This window comes from Pseudoalteromonas pernae (genome assembly GCF_039831865.1).
Classification (GTDB): domain Bacteria; phylum Pseudomonadota; class Gammaproteobacteria; order Enterobacterales; family Alteromonadaceae; genus Pseudoalteromonas; species Pseudoalteromonas pernae.
The window spans coordinates 354,669-375,633 of sequence record NZ_JBDODM010000003.1 but is presented as its reverse complement, the minus strand read 5'-3'; the positions used below and the strand labels follow the sequence as shown (position 1 = coordinate 375,633).

16 protein-coding genes are annotated in these 20,965 nt (G+C 46.1%); 7 read left to right on the top strand and 9 right to left on the bottom strand.

What is annotated here, in order from left to right:
• Positions 1-20: 20 nt before the first annotated feature.
• From V1358_RS09665 to V1358_RS09650, 4 genes are all read left to right on the top strand, one after another.
• Positions 21-1,544: a parallel beta-helix domain-containing protein gene (locus V1358_RS09665; protein ID WP_347393401.1), complete on the top strand. Its 1,524-nt coding sequence runs from the start codon at positions 21-23 to the stop codon at positions 1,542-1,544.
• Between the two features lie 86 nt (positions 1,545-1,630).
• A complete protein-coding gene (locus V1358_RS09660; RefSeq protein ID WP_347393400.1) occupies positions 1,631-3,085 on the top strand; it encodes a coniferyl aldehyde dehydrogenase in 1,455 nt (484 codons plus the stop codon).
• Between the two features lie 366 nt (positions 3,086-3,451).
• Positions 3,452-3,664 carry a transcription antiterminator/RNA stability regulator CspE gene (gene cspE / locus V1358_RS09655; protein ID WP_347389776.1) on the top strand — a complete coding sequence of 71 codons (213 nt, stop codon included), beginning with the start codon at positions 3,452-3,454 and terminating at the stop codon, positions 3,662-3,664.
• A 126-nt stretch (positions 3,665-3,790) separates the two neighbouring features.
• The gene (locus V1358_RS09650) at positions 3,791-3,958 is read left to right on the top strand and encodes a hypothetical protein (RefSeq protein ID WP_347389775.1); all 168 of its coding nucleotides are present in this window, start codon (positions 3,791-3,793) and stop codon (positions 3,956-3,958) included.
• Between the two features lie 55 nt (positions 3,959-4,013).
• On the opposite strand, the gene V1358_RS09645 is transcribed toward V1358_RS09650, so the two are convergent.
• A complete protein-coding gene (locus V1358_RS09645) occupies positions 4,014-4,325 on the bottom strand; it encodes a hypothetical protein (RefSeq protein WP_347389774.1) in 312 nt (103 codons plus the stop codon).
• Between the two features lie 322 nt (positions 4,326-4,647).
• Between V1358_RS09645 and V1358_RS09640 the strand changes: the two genes are divergently transcribed.
• On the top strand, positions 4,648-6,144 hold the full coding sequence (locus V1358_RS09640; RefSeq protein ID WP_347393399.1) for a serine hydrolase domain-containing protein: 1,497 nt from the start codon (positions 4,648-4,650) through the stop codon (positions 6,142-6,144).
• Between the two features lie 65 nt (positions 6,145-6,209).
• On the opposite strand, the gene V1358_RS09635 is transcribed toward V1358_RS09640, so the two are convergent.
• Both V1358_RS09635 and V1358_RS09630 read right to left on the bottom strand, forming a co-directional pair.
• The gene (locus V1358_RS09635; RefSeq protein WP_347393398.1) at positions 6,210-7,253 is read right to left on the bottom strand and encodes a helix-turn-helix domain-containing protein; all 1,044 of its coding nucleotides are present in this window, start codon (positions 7,251-7,253) and stop codon (positions 6,210-6,212) included.
• Between the two features lie 100 nt (positions 7,254-7,353).
• Positions 7,354-9,963, bottom strand: coding sequence for a TonB-dependent receptor (locus V1358_RS09630; protein WP_347393397.1), 2,610 nt, complete (start codon positions 9,961-9,963; stop codon positions 7,354-7,356).
• A gap of 488 nt (positions 9,964-10,451) precedes the next feature.
• Here V1358_RS09630 and V1358_RS09625 point away from each other — a divergent pair, with 488 nt between their 5' ends.
• Positions 10,452-11,783: an alpha-amylase family glycosyl hydrolase gene (locus tag V1358_RS09625; protein WP_347393488.1), complete on the top strand. Its 1,332-nt coding sequence runs from the start codon at positions 10,452-10,454 to the stop codon at positions 11,781-11,783.
• 65 nt (positions 11,784-11,848) lie between these two features.
• Here V1358_RS09625 and V1358_RS09620 read toward each other — a convergent pair whose 3' ends face one another.
• The 5 genes from V1358_RS09620 to V1358_RS09600 all read right to left on the bottom strand — a co-directional run bounded on the left by V1358_RS09620 (position 11,849) and on the right by V1358_RS09600 (position 17,695).
• A complete protein-coding gene (locus V1358_RS09620) occupies positions 11,849-12,040 on the bottom strand; it encodes a DUF3185 family protein (RefSeq protein WP_347393487.1) in 192 nt (63 codons plus the stop codon).
• 275 nt (positions 12,041-12,315) lie between these two features.
• Positions 12,316-13,143: a MipA/OmpV family protein gene (locus V1358_RS09615; RefSeq protein ID WP_347389770.1), complete on the bottom strand. Its 828-nt coding sequence runs from the start codon at positions 13,141-13,143 to the stop codon at positions 12,316-12,318.
• Positions 13,144-13,325: 182 nt separating this feature from the next.
• Positions 13,326-14,552, bottom strand: coding sequence for a sensor histidine kinase (locus tag V1358_RS09610; RefSeq protein WP_347393396.1), 1,227 nt, complete (start codon positions 14,550-14,552; stop codon positions 13,326-13,328).
• A gap of 2 nt (positions 14,553-14,554) precedes the next feature.
• On the bottom strand, positions 14,555-15,256 hold the full coding sequence (locus tag V1358_RS09605; RefSeq protein WP_440589697.1) for a response regulator transcription factor: 702 nt from the start codon (positions 15,254-15,256) through the stop codon (positions 14,555-14,557).
• 12 nt (positions 15,257-15,268) lie between these two features.
• Positions 15,269-17,695, bottom strand: coding sequence for a TonB-dependent receptor (locus tag V1358_RS09600; RefSeq protein WP_347393395.1), 2,427 nt, complete (start codon positions 17,693-17,695; stop codon positions 15,269-15,271).
• Between the two features lie 204 nt (positions 17,696-17,899).
• Here V1358_RS09600 and V1358_RS09595 point away from each other — a divergent pair, with 204 nt between their 5' ends.
• Entirely contained in the window at positions 17,900-18,352 is a 453-nt protein-coding gene (locus V1358_RS09595) for an ASCH domain-containing protein (RefSeq protein ID WP_347389767.1), read from the top strand.
• A gap of 49 nt (positions 18,353-18,401) precedes the next feature.
• On the opposite strand, the gene V1358_RS09590 is transcribed toward V1358_RS09595, so the two are convergent.
• Positions 18,402-20,963 (bottom strand): glycoside hydrolase family 3 protein, encoded by a 2,562-nt coding sequence (locus V1358_RS09590; protein WP_347393394.1) that lies wholly within the window; start codon positions 20,961-20,963, stop codon positions 18,402-18,404.
• Positions 20,964-20,965 lie beyond the last annotated feature (2 nt).

Genomic DNA, 20,965 nt, shown 5'->3' with positions numbered 1-20,965 from the left:
CTGATAATGCGGAGAAAACTATGGCGACTAAAAAAGTAATCGGTGTGCTGCTGCTAGCAGGTGCCTTTGCCGCAGGGGTGTATTACGGCAATAGTCAAAATGCAGCACCTGTGATCACCAACACTGCAAGCGGTGCCAGTTACGGTGGCGGCTACGACCAAGCCAAAGATGCAGAGCTGCAAACTTCAACCAAGAAATCAGCGGTGCAACAGCGCACGGAAGTGGGCGAAATTCATGTGGTCAATGATGGCGACAGTATTATGGCGGCGGTGCAAGCGGCCAAACCCGGTGACACTATTCAGGTTATGCCAGGGACCTACCATGAAACTGTATATATCGATAAAGACGACATCCGCATTATTGGTGTCATTAAAGATGGCAAACGTGCCATGCTCGATGGTAAGGGCGTGCTAAACGACGCGTTTTTGTATTCTGGTAATAACTTTGTCGTGGAGAATTTCTTGATCACTCGATACAAGGGTAATGGGGTGATGGGCCAAGCGGGCAATAACTTTGAAATTCGCAACAACATTATCGAAGACACAGGTGTCTACGGCATATTCCCTCAGCTTGGCAAGAATGGCATTGTTGAATACAACGTGATCTCAGGCATTGAAGATGCCGCAATTTATGTGGGTATGAGTGACAACATTCATGTTGCCCATAATGATGTGTTTGAGAATGTGGCGGGGATTGAAATTGAAAACTCACGTCACGCCATTGTTGAAAACAACAATGTATATAACAACGCTGGCGGTATCTTGGCGTTTATCACCCCAGGTTTACCTATAAAAAATACCTACGATGTGATCATCCGTAACAACTTTATTTACGACAACAACCACGTGAACTTTGGCGCGCCGGGCTCTATGGTGGCGAGTATTCCATCGGGCACGGGCATCTTGATTATGGCGTCCGATGACGTGGTGGTTGAGAACAACCTGATCAAAGACAATAAAACCACAGGTATTCTTATCACCGACCATGCTAACGCACCTGGAGTGACTACCGATCCCGAGTCGGATCCCAACCCAGATGGCATCAAAATCTTAAACAACATGATGTACCACAATGGTTACGACACCATAGATGAAGTTAAAGCCTTGATGCTGACTGAGCTAAAACAAGGCCAGCCGGATATCGTTCGCGTTGGTAAGTCGAACGGCAGCTGCATCATCAACCGCCATCGCTATGTTACCGTTGGTGTAAATTCATGGGCCGAATGCGACTTCACTAATACGCACAATATCATTACCTATTTGCTTGATGAACCTGTACCACCGCGTGTTATTGACCCTTCTGAGCGCGGCAAAGTTGTTTACAACGGTGTGTGTGCTGGCTGCCATACTTACACAGGACGCATGATTGGCCCACCGGTGCAAATTATTCAGGCGCTGTATATGGATAACCCACAAGGGATTGCGGATTTCATCGCTAACCCAACCAAAAAGCGTGAGGACTACCCAGAGATGCCGCCGCAAAACTACCTAGATGAAGAAACACGTCTAGCTGTGGCGAACTATCTGTTGGCCCAAACCAAGTAATACAGAACCAGAGCTGAGCGAGTCAAACGTCCCCTGAGCGTTTGGCTTGCTCATTTTTATTGGCGACCAACCAAGCGGTATAGATAATGAATAAAGCATTGATGGATACAGACACACTACATTCCCAGCAGGATACTCCCGTTGAGCACCTACATGCCTTGTTCGACGCTCAGCGCGCTGCTTTTGAGGGCAACCCTTATCCGCCGATTGATGAACGCATAGAGCAGTTAAAGCACCTAAAACAGGTCGTTTTGGCGCACCAAGACGAGATAATTCACGCTATCAGTGAGGATTTTAGTCATCGCAGCGGCGATGATACGCGTTTGGCAGAGCTGTTAACCTTTGTTGAAACTATCGATAATGCGCTCAGCAATATCCGCAAATGGACTAAACCAAGTCGCCGTAAAACCCCTTTGGTATTTTTGCCCGCGAGTAACAAGGTTGTTTACCAACCACTCGGCGTAGTGGGGGTAATCGTGCCGTGGAATTATCCTTTGTTTTTGAGCTTAAGCCCGCTTATTGCTGCAGTAACAGCGGGTAACAGCGTGCTGCTTAAATTGTCTGAACACACACCTAAGTTTAATGAGTGCTTGCAGTTTTTGGTGGCCAAAGTGTTTTCTGAGCGCAAAGTGGCGATCACTATGGGCGGTGTTGAGATTTCGTCGGCATTCACCCAGTTGCCCTTTGATCACTTGTTTTTCACAGGCTCGACTGCAATAGGGCGGCGAGTGATGAAAGCGGCGGCGGAAAACCTTACCCCTGTGACGCTGGAATTGGGCGGTAAGTCACCAGTGATCATTACTGATCATGTTGATTTAGAAATGGCAGCAGAGCGCATTTGCTTTGGTAAGTCTTTGAATGCAGGGCAAACCTGTGTGGCACCCGATTACGTGCTATGCCCAGAGCATAAAACGCATGAATTTGTCGAAGCGTATAAAAATGCTTTTGCCCGTATGTACCCGCGAGTGAAAGACAATCCTGACTACGGCGCAATAATCAACGAAGCGCAACATCAACGTTTGCAGGGGTTATTAGCTGGCGCCAAGCTCAGCGGTGCCAAGTGTACCTCGGTTAATCCAGCGAATGAGTCATTTGCTGAGACGCGAAAGATGCCACCTGTATTGATTGAAAATGTGCCCACCGACATTCGCATTATGACAGAAGAAATATTTGGCCCATTGTTACCCATTATTCCTTATCAAACACTCGAACAGGCGATTGCATTCGTGAATGCGCGTCCGCGTCCGCTGGCGCTTTATCTATTTAGCAACAGTAAGCGTGAGCAACAGCAAGTGCTGTACACCACGCACTCAGGCGGCGTGTGCATTAATAACACCATGACGCATTTAGCGCAGGCTGATTTGCCGTTTGGTGGGATAGGTGAGTCGGGAATGGGGCACTACCATGGCTATGAAGGTTTCCAAACTTTTTCCAAAGCCAAAGCCGTGCACAAACTCGGCGCACTCAATGGCGGTAAATTGCTTTACCCTCCTTACGGAAAACGTATCCATGAGCTTTTTTACAAGTTGTTTATTCGTTAGCGAAGTGGTCAAATTGCGCTTCTATAGGGAATACAGGAGCGCGATGAGAAAAGTATTTAAATTCAGTGTAAATACGCAAGCTATTGAAAATATTAGCTTTGATTTATTTTTAGGTTGTTTCGCTGAATAAAAATCAAACAAAAGTGATAAAAAGATATACTTTCCTGAGAATGTAGCGTACTCTGCGCTGGCTTTGGAAAATTAAAGCTTTACCTGTTACTGCACTATGCACCTCTGCTTCTTCTTTTATTAATCTTAAGTCGAACTAGTATTTACATTTGCTCTATTGGTTAATGTTTTACCTGTTTTTCTGATGCTATTCGATGACTTGTCATCACTTATTTAATTAATAAAAGGTTTTAAAATATGTCTAATACAGTAACTGGCGTAGTAAAGTGGTTTAACGAAGATAAAGGTTTTGGTTTCCTAACACCAAGCGCAGGTGGCAGCGATGTATTCGTTCACTTTCGCTCTATCGTAGCTGAAGGCTACAAATCACTTGCTGAAGGCCAGCAAGTACAGTTCACTATTGAACAAGGTCAAAAAGGACCTCAAGCAGCGAACGTAGTTCCTGTTTAATAGTTGATATCGTGAAGGTTAGTAACTGACTAACCTTCTTCTAGTTACCGTAATACTCTCTCCTTGAACGACCCTTCATTAATTGTTTTACAGTACACCGAAAATTCAAAATACTAAGTTATAAATATGATACAAACATTTAATGGCGCTGTTATTAATGCTCAGCCGCCAATCGCGACTATTTCAGTCAATAAATTCTGTGTGGTTTTTACCGACAGTACGGCACGCAAAAGCGTGAGTTTAGACAATGCAATTGAAACAAGGCAGTTTATCAACTGGCTTCTAGCTATGTAATGACGTTAAGTTGGTTAAACGCTTCTTAACAGCGAGCTTGCGCTCTCCTGTGCGCTTACTCTTCCTCGTCATCCTCAGCGTTAAACACCAAGTCCTGCATTTGTTGCGGGGTGAAGACAAAAAAGTATAAATCGTCGATGGACGCCAGTGTTCTACCCACGAGATTGGCATAATCGCCAACGTCTGTATCTAGCCAATACCCCTCAAGCACACCGCTTTTTAGCGGAAAATACACACTCTCGCTTGTGGGCAATGAACCTTCTGAGTCAAACACGTAATCGCCATAGTGCTCATGCACCGTTTTTACGAGATCGCTTTGTTGTTGTTTTCGTTGCCCCAGCTGCGAGATTAAATCTGATTCTGTCATGCATCGCTTCTTTCGTTAGTGACTAGACCCCAATCATTTTGGGTGTTCGCGTAGTGAGTTAAGTTTAGAAGACTCAGTACTCATTGTTAACATGCGGGAAAATGAGCGTTAAATCAATCTAGAATCGGCTCTAAGCGATCGTTTGCTTAATTTTAACTCTACCTATCCAAAACATAACCAAACTGCTTAGCAAGTGACCTAAATGGCGTCACCTAATTACTTGAATCTCAGTATAACATTTTGAAACAAAGTACTTTTTTGTTGAAACTCTAATTCCATTAGAATCGCACACAACTCAACATGGATAAGTAATGGATGTTCAATGAAAAACAATAATAAAGGGCGCTTGTTAGCTTCTATCTGCGCGACTATGTCGTTGCTTGCCTCATTCTCTATGTGGGCTAAGCCAGACTCAGTCGATGAATTTGTTCAGGAGGTCATGCAGCAAAAGCATATCCCAGGATTGCAATTGGCGGTGGTTAAAGGTGGCAAAGTCGTCAAGAAAGGCAATTACGGCTACGCCGATTTGCAACATAAAGTGCCAGTGCAGGATGCGACGCTCTTCCCAATTAACTCAATGACCAAAGCCTTTACAGGTGTTGCTATTATGCAACTCGCTGAGCAAGGACATCTGAATGTTAACGATGAAATTGGTAAACATTTACCTGAGCTTCCCGAGCGTTGGCATACGCTTAAAATTACGCAACTAATGGGCCATACGACTGGGTTGCCACGTATTTTGTCGTCTACAGTGAATGTCGATACTATTGTGCATCGAGATGCTGAAGCATCGTGGCAAGAAGTGCAAAAGCGTGATTTCCTATTTACTCCCAACTCCCGCTTTTCATACAACCAGACGGGTTACGTTATTTTAGGCAAGTTGATTGATAAATACGTCCCTGAGGGTTTTCCTGCATACATCACTAAACAACAGCTGAAACCGACGGGTATGGTGCAAACGGCTGATGCTGGTTTTGATTATTTAGAGCGTATGGTGCCCAATCAGGCGAGGCAGTATCTGTATTTGGGTAATGGTGAATACCAAAACTTTTACGGTGAGTTTCCATATATGCTAAGAACCGCAGCAGGCATGAGCACAACCGCATCAGAGCTGGCAAAATACATTGTTGCTTTGGAGCAAGGTGAGTTGGTCCAAGATATCGACACACTGTGGCAGCCGGTTAGATTAAATAACGGTCGCACCGAAGGGTTCAGTAATCTAGAAAATGGGTATGCCTTAGGTTTTCAAGTTATTCAACGCAAGTATCATCGCGCTGTCAGTGCTAGTGGTGGCAATGCTGTGACCCTGATCACTTACCCTGATGATGACGTATCTATTGTTGTATTAACGAACTTAATTGGTTCACTACCTATTGAGTTTGTTGATGATATCGCCGCGTTTTATATTCCAGACTTCAACGACCCCAGCAAACGCCTCGCATTTGAGCCCGGCGCATACCTGTTAAAGCTTACTGAGAAACAAGGTTTTGATGACTTTGCGTCCACGTTTGCACAAGCGCAGGCTGATACCGGTGTGATGATTGACTTGGAAATATTGGTCGAGTGGGGCAATAAATTGCTTGAAAAAAACCGTGTAATGGACGCAATTGCGGTGTTCAAGTTTGCGATTTCACAAAATGATGAGCAAACCTATTACTTGAGCAGTTTGGCCGAGGCATATGAAGTGTTAGAGCAGTTTAAAGAAGCGAAAAGCTATTATCAGCGCATCTTAGACATCAACCCGCACAGTAAGTCCGCGAAAGCGAGGCTCAGTGCGATTGAAGAAAAGTTGGCCATGAAGCAAACCGCTACTTTGTAGTAACAACAGCCGCGTATGCTCTTTACGCGGCTATTTTGAAATGACTCTAGCGGTATTAAACCGGTTTAACTCGCTTGCTTACGAAACGCCGTAGGCGTTATACCGTGGGTGTTCTTAAAGGCTTTGTTAAAGGAGCTTAGGCTTCTAAAGCCACTTTCCAGCGCCAGTGTGAGCACAGGCAGATGATCAAATTCGGTGCTCGATAAGCTCTCAGTGACTTCTTTAATGCGGTAGTGATTTAAGAAGTCATTGAAGTTGCGGTAACCTAGTTCTTGGTTGATAAGGTTTCGCAGCTTATATTCATGGATAGCTAAATGCTTGGCGAGTTCTGAAATGGTAATACCATCTTGTCTGTAGAGCTTGTCTTGCTCCATTGATTGCACAACCCTCGCCAAGTCTAGAGACTTTTTCGGTTGCGCCGCTTTTTCTTCCTCTACGGCTTGCTGTGTTTTCACCGTCTCAAACAGACTGGACTCTTTTAATTGGAAGAGCAGCACATTAATTGCTGTGATCAATGCTGCAAAAGAAACGCTGATAAGAATGTTGAGGCCATCCCACTGTACATCAAGCACCTGTTCCAAGGCGATGACAGCAATGATGTATAAGGCAGAAACCGCAATCACGCCACCGCGAATATAGCGACGCTCCTGCACTAAATCATCACGCCAATAGGTAATAGAAATCACCAAGGCGTGGCAAATGAGTACCAGCTCCAATGCCAGCATGCCATATTTCAATAAGCCGTGAATAGCCACGTAATCTTTGATGTTAAGTGAGAACACGACTTCAATGAGCGCACTGGCTAGCGGCACAGCCATGGTGAGGGAAGCGACTACGTATTGCCAGCGCCGCAGTTTAGTATGATCGCCAAACACGCTAAGGCTTACTAACCAGAACACGCCTGGTAAGGCATTAAGTAAGATCTGCGTTAACCACCCTAAAAGAGAGTAGGGGGCTGGCGAGAACAAAGAACTAAGTAAGTACCCACTCGCACAAAGCATCAAGATAACAAACAAGTTGATTGACGGATTTTGCTTTCTAAGCGGAAACAGCAGAAGCGCACACAAGGTAATTTGCGCTAATGCGAAGTGAGAAAAAAATTGGGCCATGAAATTAATGACATTAGGGTCGGACTGCAAAACACACCCCCATCAAAGCATAAAAAAACGCTCAAGCCAAGCTGGGCAGCCTTGGCCTGAGCCGTTTGTATTAGAACGAGTATTTTACATCGACGCCCATTTCTAAACCGCGATTAGTACGCACACCGGGCGTGCCTAATACATCGGCTGTCAGGGTAGTAAAGCCGACTACACGGCGCTCATCGAGTAGGTTTTTACCCCACACGCCAATTTCAAGGCTGTCTGCGTCATTAGCCCATGAGATGCGTGCGTTTAAGTCTTTAACGTCTTTGTAAAACTCAGGGATCCCCGCGCGGAAGTCCTCCAAGCCAGCTTGATTACCGTTGTTATTCTCAACAAAGGCGTAGTCTAGGTGCATATTGGTTGTGCCAACACCGAAATCTGGCATCCAATCAAGCATGAGTGTGTAGTTGAGAGCGGCATTGTCTGAACGCGTTTGCGCCTCAATTAAATCACCTTGGCTGTTATAGAACATCGGGGTCTTGGTATCGGTTGAGCGTACTTCGGAAACAACACCCAGCGTTAAGCTCTTCGTGGCCATCCAACGGAGGTCAAACTCGATACCGGCGATGTCTTTATCGACACTGATGATCAATGGAATTGCTGTGGTATCACCTGGGCGCTTCGATGAAATACTGTTTTGTAGATTTTCTAACTCTAAGTAGTAAGCGCTAATATTGGCCACGACTTTGTCTGCCCAAATGCCTTTGTAACCCACTTCAAAGTTAGTGGTATCTTCTGGGTCAAAAGCGATGGGAACGCCTGCACTTGTCGCGCCTAAAGAGTCGTAACCACCTGATTTATAACCTGTTGAATAGGATGCAAACACCATGTCGTCGTCAGTTAGCTGGTAGCTAGAAACCAAGCGGCCTGTGAGTTTATTCCATGAATCTGAAGCAGCGTAGTTCACAGCATCAAATAGTAAGTTATTTAACGGTAGCTGCGCACCGCCTTGCATCGCCACCACGCTGTTAATCGGCACACCAGAGAAGTTATTAATTGGTGTAAACCAAGTGAAATCTTTGCTGTCTTTGGAATAGCGTAAACCGGCTATGATGTTCCACTTGTCGTTAATGGCGTAGTCGATGTCAGCGAATATCCCCCAGTTAGTGAAATCACCCGTGTTGTTTACGGTTTCTTGGTAGAACTGACCTTGATACTCAGGACCGAACAGTTCAGGCACGTATGCGGGTAAAAACTCAGGTGGAACACCCGGATTGGCCAGAGCAGGAAGCTGCGTTGAGACAATATCGTAAGTCAGGTTGCCTGTGGCATTGACGATATCTGCGCTGAGTGGCACGCCGGCCATACCTATGGCGGCCATAATCGCGTCACCTAAACCAAGCATATTGAGAGTGTTTGCCCATTCATCGGCATTCCACATGTGTTCCATGCTCGGCACCATGCCACCTGTGAGTGCAGCGATTTGTTTATTCAAATCACCCGTAACCAAGGTTGCATAGGTATCAGTGGTCATGTTCAGTTCGGTCGTTTGGCTTACGTCTTCTTTGGAGTATGAAAAACCTGCTACCGCGTTGATTTTGTCACTCACATAGTTGAGTTGCAGCTCCGTGTAGAAGATATCCGAGTCTTCGTTGTTTGAGGTATCAAAGTAACGGCGGATGTCACCGGTACCATCTTCATCTTGGCGGTTTTCAGTTTCCCAATCGCGATAGCTTAATACGTACTTCATCGACCACTCGTCGTTGAAAGTGTGATTCAGTTTGGCGGTAACGCCATACATGTCGCGTGCTTCAACGCCATTTCTTACATCGTTATCCGCTTTTGAGCCCATGTAATCAGCGCCGCCATTGTAGGCATATTCACTGATACCAATATTCATTGATGGTGCTTGCTCTAAATCGTCCCAATCATAGGAGATCTGGAAATTAGTTTGGCTGCTGATATCCCACAACAAGGCAATGCGTGCGGCGTTATGTGCCCGTTCGCCCATTTGCCATGTCTTAAAATCTGCATTCCACTGCCCATCGTTTACGTTATCAACGAAGCCGTCTTGGTTGTTCGACAATACATTGGCGCGAATATACACAGCGTCAGCAAGTGGCACATTTATCATGCCTTCGTAGCGTTGTAGGTTATCGGTGCCAAGCGTTGCTTTAGCAAAGCCTTCAAACTCATCACTCGGTGCGTTTGGCACCATGTTCACCACACCCATTGCCGCATTGCGACCAAACAGTGTTCCTTGTGGGCCTTTTAATACTTCGATACGCGCCATATCTGAAAACATTACGTTTTGTGCGGCGCGTGGCATGTACACATCATCATAAAAGGTTGCAGATGAAGGGTCGCCACCAACGCTGATATTCGGACTGGAAATACCGCGCATACTCACGCCCGATTGGGTCATGCTGTCATCACTAAAATTGAAGCCAGGGATGAATTTGTCGATATCACTGAGTAACAGTGAGCTGGTTTCTTCAATGGTGTCTGCGGATACAGTGCCCACCGTGATTGGCACCTTTAAGATGTTTTGCACCCGTTTTTGCGAAGTGACGGTGATCACTTCAAGATCGTTTTCTTTTTCTTGTGCTTGCTCAGCTGCATTAATACACAAAGGAGCGATAAGCAACGATGAAATCATTGCCTGAGATAATGCCCGCATTATCTTGTTTGGGTTTTGTAGTGTGTGGGTGCGCTTGTATGCAGACGCGTGTGACATGGTGTTCTCCCCGAAGCTTGCGCTTGTTGTAATTATTGTTCGAGAGTCGACGTTTAATGCAACGTTACAGCCTTTGTTCTTCAAGACCACTATAGGGAGAGCGATTGAGAAAAGCTTAACTGAAATTAAAAAATACTGACGAATAATGAAATAAGCCTGAGTGATTTTTAAAAAATCTTACGCAAAGCGCAGTATTACTGGTTTCTTTTAGAGAAAAGCATGTTGACGTTTGGTAGCAGAAATATGGCAGTAGCATATCATTTTGGGCGATTTTGAAGTCGCTTTTTTCGACCTTAGTAACTCATTTGCTCAATAATTCGCAAAAACTTAATCGATTATGTAAATTTAAAGTGAATACGTATGCAGTTTGTTGTTGCACTACATCATGGGGGGTATATTCGAATCAACGCTTATTTTTTGTTCACTGTTTAAGGACGTCTATGTATTTATTTTTACGACATAGTTTTCTCTTTTTTGCCCTGTGTTTGATGGTGGCGTGTGCCCAAACCAACACGGCAAAAAGTGAGTATGAACCGACCCCCTACGTAAAAGTCACACACCCCGAGTGGTCAAAAAATGCGGTCATGTACCAGCTTAATACCCGCCAGTTTACTCCAGAGGGAACGATTAGCTCAGCACAAAAGCAGCTACCGCGATTGAAAGAGCTGGGTATTGATATTATTTGGTTGATGCCAATCCACCCGATAGGTGAAGAAAACCGCAAGGGGACATTAGGCAGCCCTTATTCAGTAAAAGATTACCGTAAAGTTAACCCAGAATTAGGCACGTTAGCTGATTTAAAAGCGTTTGTAGATGAAGCGCATGACATGGGCATGTACGTGATCTTGGATTGGGTTGCGAATCACACAGCATGGGATAACTGGCTGCGTTTTGAGCACCCAGATTGGTACGAGCGAGATTATCAAGGTAACTTCCGCCCGACCCCTTGGTGGGATTGGTCTGACATTATTGACCTCGATTATTCAAAGCCTGAACTGCGTGAGTACATGACCGAGTCAATGAAGTACTGGGTAAAAGAAGTGGGCGTGGATGGTTATCGTTGTGATGTAGCGGGTTTTGTGCCAGTGGATTTTTGGAACAACGTGCGCCGTGAACTCGATGAAATTAAGCCTGTATTGATGCTCGCGGAGTGGGAATCTCGGGATCTACATGCACACGCATTCGATATGACGTACGCATGGTCTTGGTCGGAGAAAATGCATAAGATTATTAACGGACACGCGGATGTCAGCGCCTTGTTTGTTTATTACTCTTGGAATGAAAGCGCCTTTCCTGAACAAGCCTACCGTTTAGTAGGGGTTGCCAATCACGATACCAATGCGTGGGAAGGCACCATGTTTGAAAACTACGGTGATGCGCTCGAGGCAGTGATTGCGTTGTCGATTGTGGGCGAGGGCTTCCCGATGATTTACAACGGCCAAGAGGCAGGTAATAACCGCAGGCTGGCCTTTTTTGAGCGCGACCCAATTGATTGGCAGCCTCATCCGATTGGCGACTTGTATCAATCTTTGTTTGCATTGAAGCATGATAATGAAGCGTTATGGAATGGCCAATTTGGTGGGCGCATGGTGCATGTGCCTAACTCTTCACCAAAAGAAGTGTTGAGCTTTGTGCGCGCTAAAGGCGACGACAAAGTATTTGCGGTGTTTAACTTATCAGCCACCGAGCAAACCGTAACGTTTAAAGAGCCCTTATTCCAAGGAGAATACAAAGAAGCGTTAACTGATGGCAGCGCTGTGTTTACAGCAGAGTCGGCGTTAACCTTGCCGGCATGGGGTTTTAAGGTTTATGTAAAATAACCTGTCACGTTAACAGCAATAAAAAAGCCCGCTAGAGCGGGCTTTTTTATGAGTAAATCAGTTAATTACTTGAGTTTGAATACACCGATGGCCACACAAATTGCACCGCCAACCATGCCAATCCACGCTTCAATCGGCGTTTCGCCATTGATTGAACGAGTGAGTTGCGCTTCAACTGCGTCATACACGTTGTAACCCCATGCGACTAACGCAACACCCACAACGATTAGAATGATACCGATAATTTTACCCATAATGACCTCAAATTTGTTGTTATTTAGACTAAGGACTTTGTCACCATAGCATGCTTATGCAGATAATTGCATGTATTTAGTGCCTAAATTGAAAACTTAGCCTGAACCGTGAAAGGAATTAAAGTTATATGTTGTTTCCTTAAAACCAACGAATTACAAACTCATTCCCCTTGGATATGTTCTGTTAGCGCTGATTTTTGTGACCGCTTCTGTCATTGTTAACCCCGCCTCTTTTGGTGGCAACGCAACAGACAGAAGCGTTTAACTACAAGGCAGAGTTAAAATACATATACAAATCCACCGCCTACCTCAGCTTCATAATTGTTACGAGTGATGGGGCTATCCTTGATGTCGCCAAAATAACCTTCATACAGTGCTTCAGCGAAGACTTCCCAATGGTCATTAATGTAATGGCGATAATGATAATTGACCCCCACAGAGCGCAGGCCACCGCCTAAATCGGTTTCTTGTAATCCTGAAGCAGCCGCTTGACGCATATCTATACCAAAATCAGTATTTGCATATTCGCTATCATGAAATACCACGGCCACAGAGAGCTCATGGCCGCTGCCATCACTTTGATCACCAAAACGTCGGCCAAAACCTAATAAACCGATGTTGCCGTTTTCTCCCGCCGTAACTCGGCCATCGAACCAGTAGCGCCAATCATCGTCAAAGGCATGGCGTAATTGCAGTACTAATTCAGCGCCTTCTTCACCTTCCCCGAGACCATCTAAATGGCCATCATCTGAATCACTTTCTTCACGCCCTTCCTCGAAGGCCAGAGCAACTTCGAACAGCCATGTTTTAGAACGAAGACCTCGCCAACCTATGGCTTCGCCTGCCCAGAAGAAAATGTTATCGCCCTTGCGCCACTGTACTGCGCCAACAGGGTCCAATTCGAGCTCAAACTCGTCAGAACCTTCATAAGCTGATTCGTACTCAATGCCCAATCCTAACCCGAACGCCCATCCATCATGCCCTTCAGTAAAGTCTTCAAAAGAGGGTAAAGGAACTAAAACTGACCGCTCCTCTTGAGCCATCACTGATTGAGAAAAGAAGCTACACGCAAGCACGACCAATGACGCATTTATTAAATTATTCATGATGTTCCCTCACTATAAATGTCATATAACATATTGTCTTAGCGAATTTTCTTAAGTGTAGTATAGGAAATGATTAAGAGATGTTATTGCGAAATCAACCTGTAGGGGAGGTAGCTAATGTCTATCGTTTAAAGTGATATAGACAGTGCTGGATGGTGGCACAGTCGTTGGTTACCCGTTGCTTATGACCATGAAAGGCTGGCGACTATGTGAGCGCCATCTCTATTAAGTGTGAATGACCAACCGTTACGCTCACATAGACGTTGTACAATGCCCAATCCTAAGCCATAACCTTGAGACGCTGAAGCTGCGTTTGCTTGCACATCAGAGTCATTATTGACGTGATTCGTTATCGAGAGTTCATGGTCTTTGAGTACAATGGCAATAGGGCCTTGTCCTGTAAGCGTGTGCTCGAACGCGTTGCGCACTAGGTTATTAACCGCTATGAAAAATGCCTGTGGATGTCCGCAGACCGTCGGGGCCACATCATCGTTGATTTCAATGTCAATTGACTTCCCGTTAAGCAGGTACCCTTGTTGATCCAGTGCTTTGTTTAACAGCGGTATCACTGCGAAGCTCTCGTCATATTGGCCATCATCCACTTCGCGTGCAAGACATAAGAACATCTCAATGATGGTTTTCATATCAAGGGTTGCTCGCTTGACTCTGTCTAACGCCTTACCATCCGCGACCGACATCTTGCTTTGCTCTAGTAATTCAACCGCGCCAGTAATGACCGTTATCGGCGTGCGTAGTTCATGGCTTGCTGAACTGGTGAAGTAGCGCTCCCGTTCAACAAAGGCGCTGATACGCTCAAGCGCCTTTTCTATCGTTTTGGCAAGTAAACCAACCTCATCATCGCCAAGTCTGCACGCTTCAATCCTTTTAAGGTCATCCGCTGAGAGTCGTTCAGGGTCTATGTTAGCTACTGCTTTAGCTAGTTGTATAACGGGGTGAACTGCCCTGCGCATAACCACAACACCCAGTAAAAAACCAAGAACGCCTAAAGTGCCGACCACACCCGTGATCACTAGCAACCACCACCAATCCTCATGTGACGCAGCCTCAACACCTGCTACATCAAACACCACAAACGCATATTGCCCCTCATCCTTAGAGATGACTGCAACATGCAACTCTTCACTTTCGAATTCGTAAATACCAGGGCGTGGTGGTGTCTTTGCCCACTCTTGGAGAGATTCAGGCAAGCTGCTAGCGTCTTCATAACCCGTGAGGTTAAGCGCGATTGAGGGATAGTTATCAGCTGCATATTGAAGTTGGCTCGTGAGCACACGGTCTTCGCTGAGCTTTATTGCTGCGAAAAACGCAAATCCCCAAAGCACACTGAGTATGCCAACACACATCGCAAAGGCTATGGCGACGCGCTTACGTAAGCTGAGTCGATACATGACTAAACATCCTCTGCAATGCGGTAGCCTACTCGGTGCACAGTATGCAGTAGAGGGCGCTCAAATTGCCTATCGATCGCTTGGCGCAGTTTGTACATGTGCGAGCGCAAAGCATCACCATCAGGGCGCTCATCAGCCCACAATAGCGCTTCGAGTGTTTCGCGGGTCACGACTGCAGGCGATTCCGCCATTAAACGTTCAAGTATTTTCATACAAGCAGGGTTGAGCGCAATGTGCCGTCCAGCGCGATGCACTTGCAAGGTTGACCTATTCAGAACCAAGTCACCCACAGCCAACAACCTATCTGATTTTCCATGGCTACGTTTGTAAAGTGCTTGCACTCTGGCATGTAACTCCTGCAACGCGAAAGGCTTCACCAAATAATCATCGGCACCCACGGCAAAGCCTTTAAGTTTGTCATCGAGAGTGTCTCTTGCTGTTAGCATCAATACGGGGATATCTACCTTGGCATCGGCACGCAGTTTTTGGCACAAACTTAATCCATCCATCCCTGGAAGCATTAAATCCAGCACAATGACATCATAGGGATTCGTCAATGCCAAGTGCATCGCACTAATACCGTCGTAGGCAAAATCTAACACATAGTGATGATTTTCCAGATAGGCAGCAATGTTGGCGCAAATGTCACGATTGTCTTCAACAATCAACACTCTAATGGCCGCTGCGCCAAACGCAGGTATCATACTTTGTTCCCCTTACCAGGCGTAATCCAATCGCAAACCAATCAGTGGCTCAGCCTCGCCGCTGTCTATTACTTCGACACCTCGACGGTAATCAAAATCGGTATCATCGCTAGATGATGCTTCAGTAATATTGATGACATCAAGAAAGGCTGTGACATCAACTGGGCCGAACGCTCGGCGGTAATCAACACGGACATTTAATAGACCAGAACCGCTTTTACGACCGACGTTGCGCTGCGTAATTTCCTTAGAGTAGCGCAATGGTTGCCCAGGCCCTAACACATCTTCATGAATAATAAACTCGTCGTCAGGTCGCCCAGAAAGATATTTGTAGCGCCCAGCGACCTTCCAGCGGTCGTTTATTTCCCATGTCAGACCCAGCGTTGCGACATGCTCGCGACTAAACTGAGCAGCAACTTCACCTTGGCCGTCTTTTCTATCAACAACCGCATCGTTGTAAGAGTAGGTTGCTGACGTATAAAGCCCTTCGAAAATTGTTCCATTGAGCACAAAATCGATACCGTATGAGCTGCCTTCACCTATGTTGGCGTAGGTGCCACTTGTGCGGTCAAGGTCTACCACCAAGTCGTCAAGGTTTTGATAGTAGGCTTCCGTTAATAACGACCAATTGTTGCTCGGGAAATATTTTAAGCCAATGCTACCATGGGTTATTTTTTCAGTCTTGAGATCATTGGATTCGTTAGCAGCGAGATCTAAGTACCTAGGTGACTGATGAAATACCCCCGCAGTTGCGAAATAGCGGATTGTATTATTTGGTCGACAGTTAACACTGAAACGCGGCGACGCTACATTTTCGTCAGCAAAACCGTCATGTTCAAATCGGATACCCGCGCCAACATCCCACTTGTTGAATTCAAACACTTGATTAAGGTAACCCACATAGCTCGTTTCTTTTTGCTTGATTGAGGAGTTGATGTTATCTGGCGTCAGGACAATAAACTGTTGTCCGGGGTCAGGCCGAAAATCATCTTCATCGTAGACAAAGCGGATCCACTCACCATCTAAAACCGTGTTGTAATCCAATTCAACTTGAGTAAGTCGCACACCAGTACTGAGCTTTCCCCATTTGTTTGTTGTTTCAAAATCGCTTCGCCAACCGTACTCAGTTTCCTTCTCACCTATGGTTATAATATTTTCTCTCACCGGAATATCTTCTGCCGGTGTCCCCACAGGCACTTGGTCTGGAAAGGCTTCGCCCTCGGAACTCAGTTTGTCACTTTTACGGTAGTATATTTTGTTGGTCCAAACGGCCTTGTCGCTTACTAGCGAGCGCAGTGTTAAGCCATATAAATCGCTGTCTTGCTCGGAGTTTTGCAGTGAAGCATCTTCAAAATTAGGTGATGCAAACACGTGCGTCACGTCTCGGCTGTAGTCCTCATGAGTATCAATTAGCAGCACTTCAAGGGTGTGTTCAAGATTGATAGGAATGACAGATTTGACCAGCACATCCCTCAAAACTGGCTCGCCTATGTCTAGCTCTTCGATAGTTTCAAACAATTGACCGAAGTCTAGTCGTCTTGCTGAAACAAGCATGGTAGCTTCATCAGTGATGCCAACAGGTCCATCGTATCCCACTTCATAGCCGGCAAGGTCGTAACGAAAGCTTGCAGATGGACTTGGATTTCCGTCAGCGACCTCCAGTTTTAGTAGCGACGCCGCTCGACCTCCATATGCAGGCTCCCAACCACCAGGTGAGAAATCAGCACCTGCAATAACATTGGGTGCAAATATAGAAAAGCGGCCGCCGCCACCAACATCTTCTTCTTCCCCTAATGTGGCATCAAAGTGCACGGCTTTATCAAACGGGAACTCATCGACGAGTAACAAATTATCTCTGGGACCTCTGCCTCGCACGCTGAAGCTTGCGAATTCACTGGCAGAGGCTAACCCCGGCAAGCCATCAAGGGACAACAACGGATCCGCGCCACCTCCTACCGCACTTCGTAGCGCTTCTCTGTCGAGGTAGGTGTTAGACCCAGCGGAAGATGTGTAACCTCGTTGCGCTTGCACTTCGATTACCTCGATGGGTTGCTCTGTAAGTTTAAAAGCGACCTTGATATTTTTACGTGTGATTACTCGTAAGCTCGGTTCATACAATGAAGCAAAGCCATCTTTTGTTAGGCTTACAGAGTAGAGCCCTGGGTCGAGTGACTCAATGACTATGCGGCCTTGTTCATCGGTTGCAAACGTTTGGGTTTTGGATGTTTCTCGCTCCTTGAGGGTGATCTGCACACTCGCAAGGGGTCTATCTGAACTCTGGTCTTTCGTTAAAATGGTCAGTGCGCCGGGTGCTTCGGCCGCGTAGATAAACTGTGGAAAGCTTATCAGTAGCGCCCAAAGCGCGAGCATGGATATTGAGCCCAATTGCACGCACCTTGTTATCTTTAACCATACTGCCTGTATAAATTGTGTTCTCATTTTGCCCGTCTCCAAAAAATTAGGTAATTTGATGAAACACGTTGAGGCTAGCAAAGCGAATGTGACTAAAATGTCGCCGAAATGTCTAAGAGACATAAAATATCTAAAAAAACAGTGAGCAGAGGCAAGGAGCGGCAGAGAACCCATGCATTGGTATGCGCTTTAACATTGGTAGCTAGGGATTGATTAGAAAGGAACCACAATATGAGTGTGTGCGTAGATCAAATGGTCACTGCCTATTTCGACAAAATTGGGCAACCTCAAACAGCGATAGAAAGCTGGCATTTTTGTGATAACCAAGATGATGCAGACGAATGTGCACAACTGGTGCTGGCGGGTATTAAACGTGCGACGTCTCCTTCGCTTTGGTGGTATGAAGCAACAAACACAGCGCTTCCACAAATAGGTGATCTCAATGTGGTGACCAACTTTGCGGGAGAGGCGGTGTGTATTATCAAAACGGTGGCGGTTGATGTCGTTCCATACAATCAAATTACCGAGCAATATGCATTTATTGAAGGCGAAGGTGATAGGAGCTTAGCCTATTGGCAGAAAGTGCATTGGCCGTATTATCATCGAGAATTAGCTGATACAGGCTTTGCTCCATGTGCAGACATGCCAATCGTATGCGAGCAATTTGAAGTGGTGTTCCCATAGCAAAAAAAAGCGGCCTAAGGCCGCTTTTGGGAGGATAAAACAAGTTGGATTAATGACAACTTAGCTGTGAGCCTTGCTCTGGCTTTTTCTCTAAGTTGATGTCGGCGATACTGATATCGAGCTTGCCTGATGTACTCAACTCAAAAGGAACCACCGTGCTTTGCAGTTTGAAGCCTTGCGCTGCGAAGCAATTGAGGTCAACGCTTAGCGCTTGCCAAGTGTTTAGTTCCATCGCTTTTAGTTGCTCGCTGATGCCTACTTTCGCCACACAAGAACCAGCCACATCGCCTTCACTCTCACAATTTAGCGTTAGATACACTGCGTCAGTCGGTGCTTGCGCCAAATTAATGTTGAGGCTTAATTGCACATCGGTGCCTAATTTAGCGCGCAGGTCTTCTCTGAAGAAGCTCTTACTCGCTAGGCGAATCCCCGCATTTGCGCTCCCATCAAAGCGTAATTTGCGCGCATCTTCTTGAACTACCTTATCGATAGTGCGGTAGAAAAGCGCGCCTACTTCATGAGTATTGGCACTGACAGTGAAGCTTTCATCACCAGAGTAAAGCCACATTTGCCACGGCTTTTGCACTGTGCCAGTGAATAGAGCAACACTCGATTGCTGTGAGTTCGCACTTGAAGCTTGCTCGTCCAGTTCGTTGCTTAATGTGCTTTGATCGCCATAACTTAGGCCAAAGCCATAAGGGAGTAGGGGATCGTAATTGTCATCACCGCGATTTACGATTTGTGTTGGTGTTTTTGGCCATGAATAGCTTAAACGACCGGTGAAGTCATGTTGCACTTCGCCCTCTGCATCTGTGAATAATACATCTGCTACAGCTAACCCTTCAGAACCAGGTAACCATGCCGCTACGAAGGCATCTGAGGCATTCAATTCAGGATTCACCCACATTGGACGACCACTGATGAATACGGCAACGACTGGAATACCTTGTTCTTTAAGTTGCTTGAGCAACGCAAGGTCGCGTTTGTCGCTAGCTTGGTATTCAAGATTGGCACGGTCACCATGGCCCTCTGCGTAAGGCTCTTCACCGAATACGACAATGGCGACATCGGGTTTTTGCTCAAAACTGCCATCTTCGCTCAATTCGGCTTTGCCGCCAGCGGCTTCAACCTGAGCCGAAATGCCATCCCAAATAGAAGTGCCGCCTGGGAAGTCCGCATTTTCGTTGTTGGTACCTTGCCATGTAATCGTCCAACCACCGGATTGCTTACCGATGTTGTTGGCAGCGTCACCTGTAACTAAAACCTTGGTGTTTGGTTTTAAAGGCAAAATTTGCTCATTATTTTTGAGCAGCACTAACGACTCGCGCACTGCTTGGCGCGCGACTTCGCGGTGTTCTTGCTTACCAATTAGCTCGCTTTTTGCTGCGTACAAACGTTGTGCTGGGCTTGGCTTTTCAAACAAACCGGCACGAACTTTTACACGCAATATTCTGCGTACTGCATCATCAATTCGACTTTGTGGAATTTCACCACTTTGCACCTGTGCAAGCGTGTTGTCATACAGGGCTTTCCAATCACCGGGTACCATAAAAATGTCTAAGCCAGCGTTAATTGACTGTGGGCAGCTGGCGTTGGTGCAACCGGCTACCTGACCATGGCCGTTCCAATCACCCACTACGAAGCCGTCAAAGCCCATACGATCTTTGAGTACATCGTTAAGTAAGTACTTGTTGCCATGAATTTTTTCACCATGCCAGCTATTGAATGAAGCCATTACAGATTGAGCGCCTGCATTGAGGCCACCTACGTATCCTTGAGCGTGGATCTTGTAGAGCTCCTCTTCTGAACTGACGTTATCGCCTTGGTCATCACCGCCTACTGTGCCGCCGTCTCCCACAAAGTGTTTCACAGTGCTGATCACATTGCCTTGACCAAGGAAGCCTTCACCGGGTTCACCTTGCAAACCTGTCACGATAGCGTGGGAGTAAGCTTTGATGATCTCCGGATCTTCTGAATAACCTTCATAAGTTCGACCCCAGCGATCATCGCGCACGGCTGCCACCGTTGGCGCAAAAATCCAGTCTATACCGGTCGCCAGCACTTCTGTTGCAGTAACCTTGGCTATTTTTTCAATAAGCTCAGGGTTGTTTGCTGCGCCTAGACCAATATTGTGAGGAAATAGTGTGGCGCCGATAACATTGTTGTGGCCATGTACGGCATCGGTACCCCACATAGTTGGGATGGTACTGCCATCAAGTGAATCATCAATTGAGGCCTGATACATTTTCTCAGCGAGGGCGACCCAGTCTTCGACCTTGGCGTGTTTATCGTTGTTAGGAAATGCACCACCGCCGTTGAGGTATGAACCAAAGCCGTATTTGCGCATATCTTCAACGGTTATATCGCGAATTTCCGGTTGGATCATTTGCGCAATTTTTTGCTCTAGCGTCATGGTTGCCATGATCTCGCTAACACGCTCTTCCACGTCATTCAACTTAGCCACTTGGTTATTAATTTTTGGCCAAAGCTGTTGTGAAGTTTCAGTTTGAGTTTCAATTTGCGTGTTTTCTTGCTGCTTTTGCTCTTGTGAGCAACCGGCGTTAACCAATACAGCAAGACTCACCGCAACAGAACTTAAAGTACGTTTCATTG

What these genes read in the sequence shown, in the direction of transcription:
- V1358_RS09665 (WP_347393401.1), top strand. Translation starts at nt 21, where the DNA reads ATGGCGACTAAAAAAGTAATCGGTGTGCTGCTGCTAGCAGGTGCCTTT.
- V1358_RS09660 (WP_347393400.1), top strand. Translation starts at nt 1,631, where the DNA reads ATGAATAAAGCATTGATGGATACAGACACACTACATTCCCAGCAGGAT.
- cspE (WP_347389776.1), top strand. Translation starts at nt 3,452, where the DNA reads ATGTCTAATACAGTAACTGGCGTAGTAAAGTGGTTTAACGAAGATAAA.
- V1358_RS09650 (WP_347389775.1), top strand. Translation starts at nt 3,791, where the DNA reads ATGATACAAACATTTAATGGCGCTGTTATTAATGCTCAGCCGCCAATC.
- V1358_RS09645 (WP_347389774.1), bottom strand. Translation starts at nt 4,325, where the DNA reads ATGACAGAATCAGATTTAATCTCGCAGCTGGGGCAACGAAAACAACAA.
- V1358_RS09640 (WP_347393399.1), top strand. Translation starts at nt 4,648, where the DNA reads ATGAAAAACAATAATAAAGGGCGCTTGTTAGCTTCTATCTGCGCGACT.
- V1358_RS09635 (WP_347393398.1), bottom strand. Translation starts at nt 7,253, where the DNA reads ATGGCCCAATTTTTTTCTCACTTCGCATTAGCGCAAATTACCTTGTGT.
- V1358_RS09630 (WP_347393397.1), bottom strand. Translation starts at nt 9,963, where the DNA reads ATGTCACACGCGTCTGCATACAAGCGCACCCACACACTACAAAACCCA.
- V1358_RS09625 (WP_347393488.1), top strand. Translation starts at nt 10,452, where the DNA reads ATGGTGGCGTGTGCCCAAACCAACACGGCAAAAAGTGAGTATGAACCG.
- V1358_RS09615 (WP_347389770.1), bottom strand. Translation starts at nt 13,143, where the DNA reads ATGAATAATTTAATAAATGCGTCATTGGTCGTGCTTGCGTGTAGCTTC.
- V1358_RS09610 (WP_347393396.1), bottom strand. Translation starts at nt 14,552, where the DNA reads ATGTATCGACTCAGCTTACGTAAGCGCGTCGCCATAGCCTTTGCGATG.
- V1358_RS09605 (WP_440589697.1), bottom strand. Translation starts at nt 15,256, where the DNA reads ATGATACCTGCGTTTGGCGCAGCGGCCATTAGAGTGTTGATTGTTGAA.
- V1358_RS09600 (WP_347393395.1), bottom strand. Translation starts at nt 17,695, where the DNA reads ATGAGAACACAATTTATACAGGCAGTATGGTTAAAGATAACAAGGTGC.
- V1358_RS09595 (WP_347389767.1), top strand. Translation starts at nt 17,900, where the DNA reads ATGAGTGTGTGCGTAGATCAAATGGTCACTGCCTATTTCGACAAAATT.
- V1358_RS09590 (WP_347393394.1), bottom strand. Translation starts at nt 20,963, where the DNA reads ATGAAACGTACTTTAAGTTCTGTTGCGGTGAGTCTTGCTGTATTGGTT.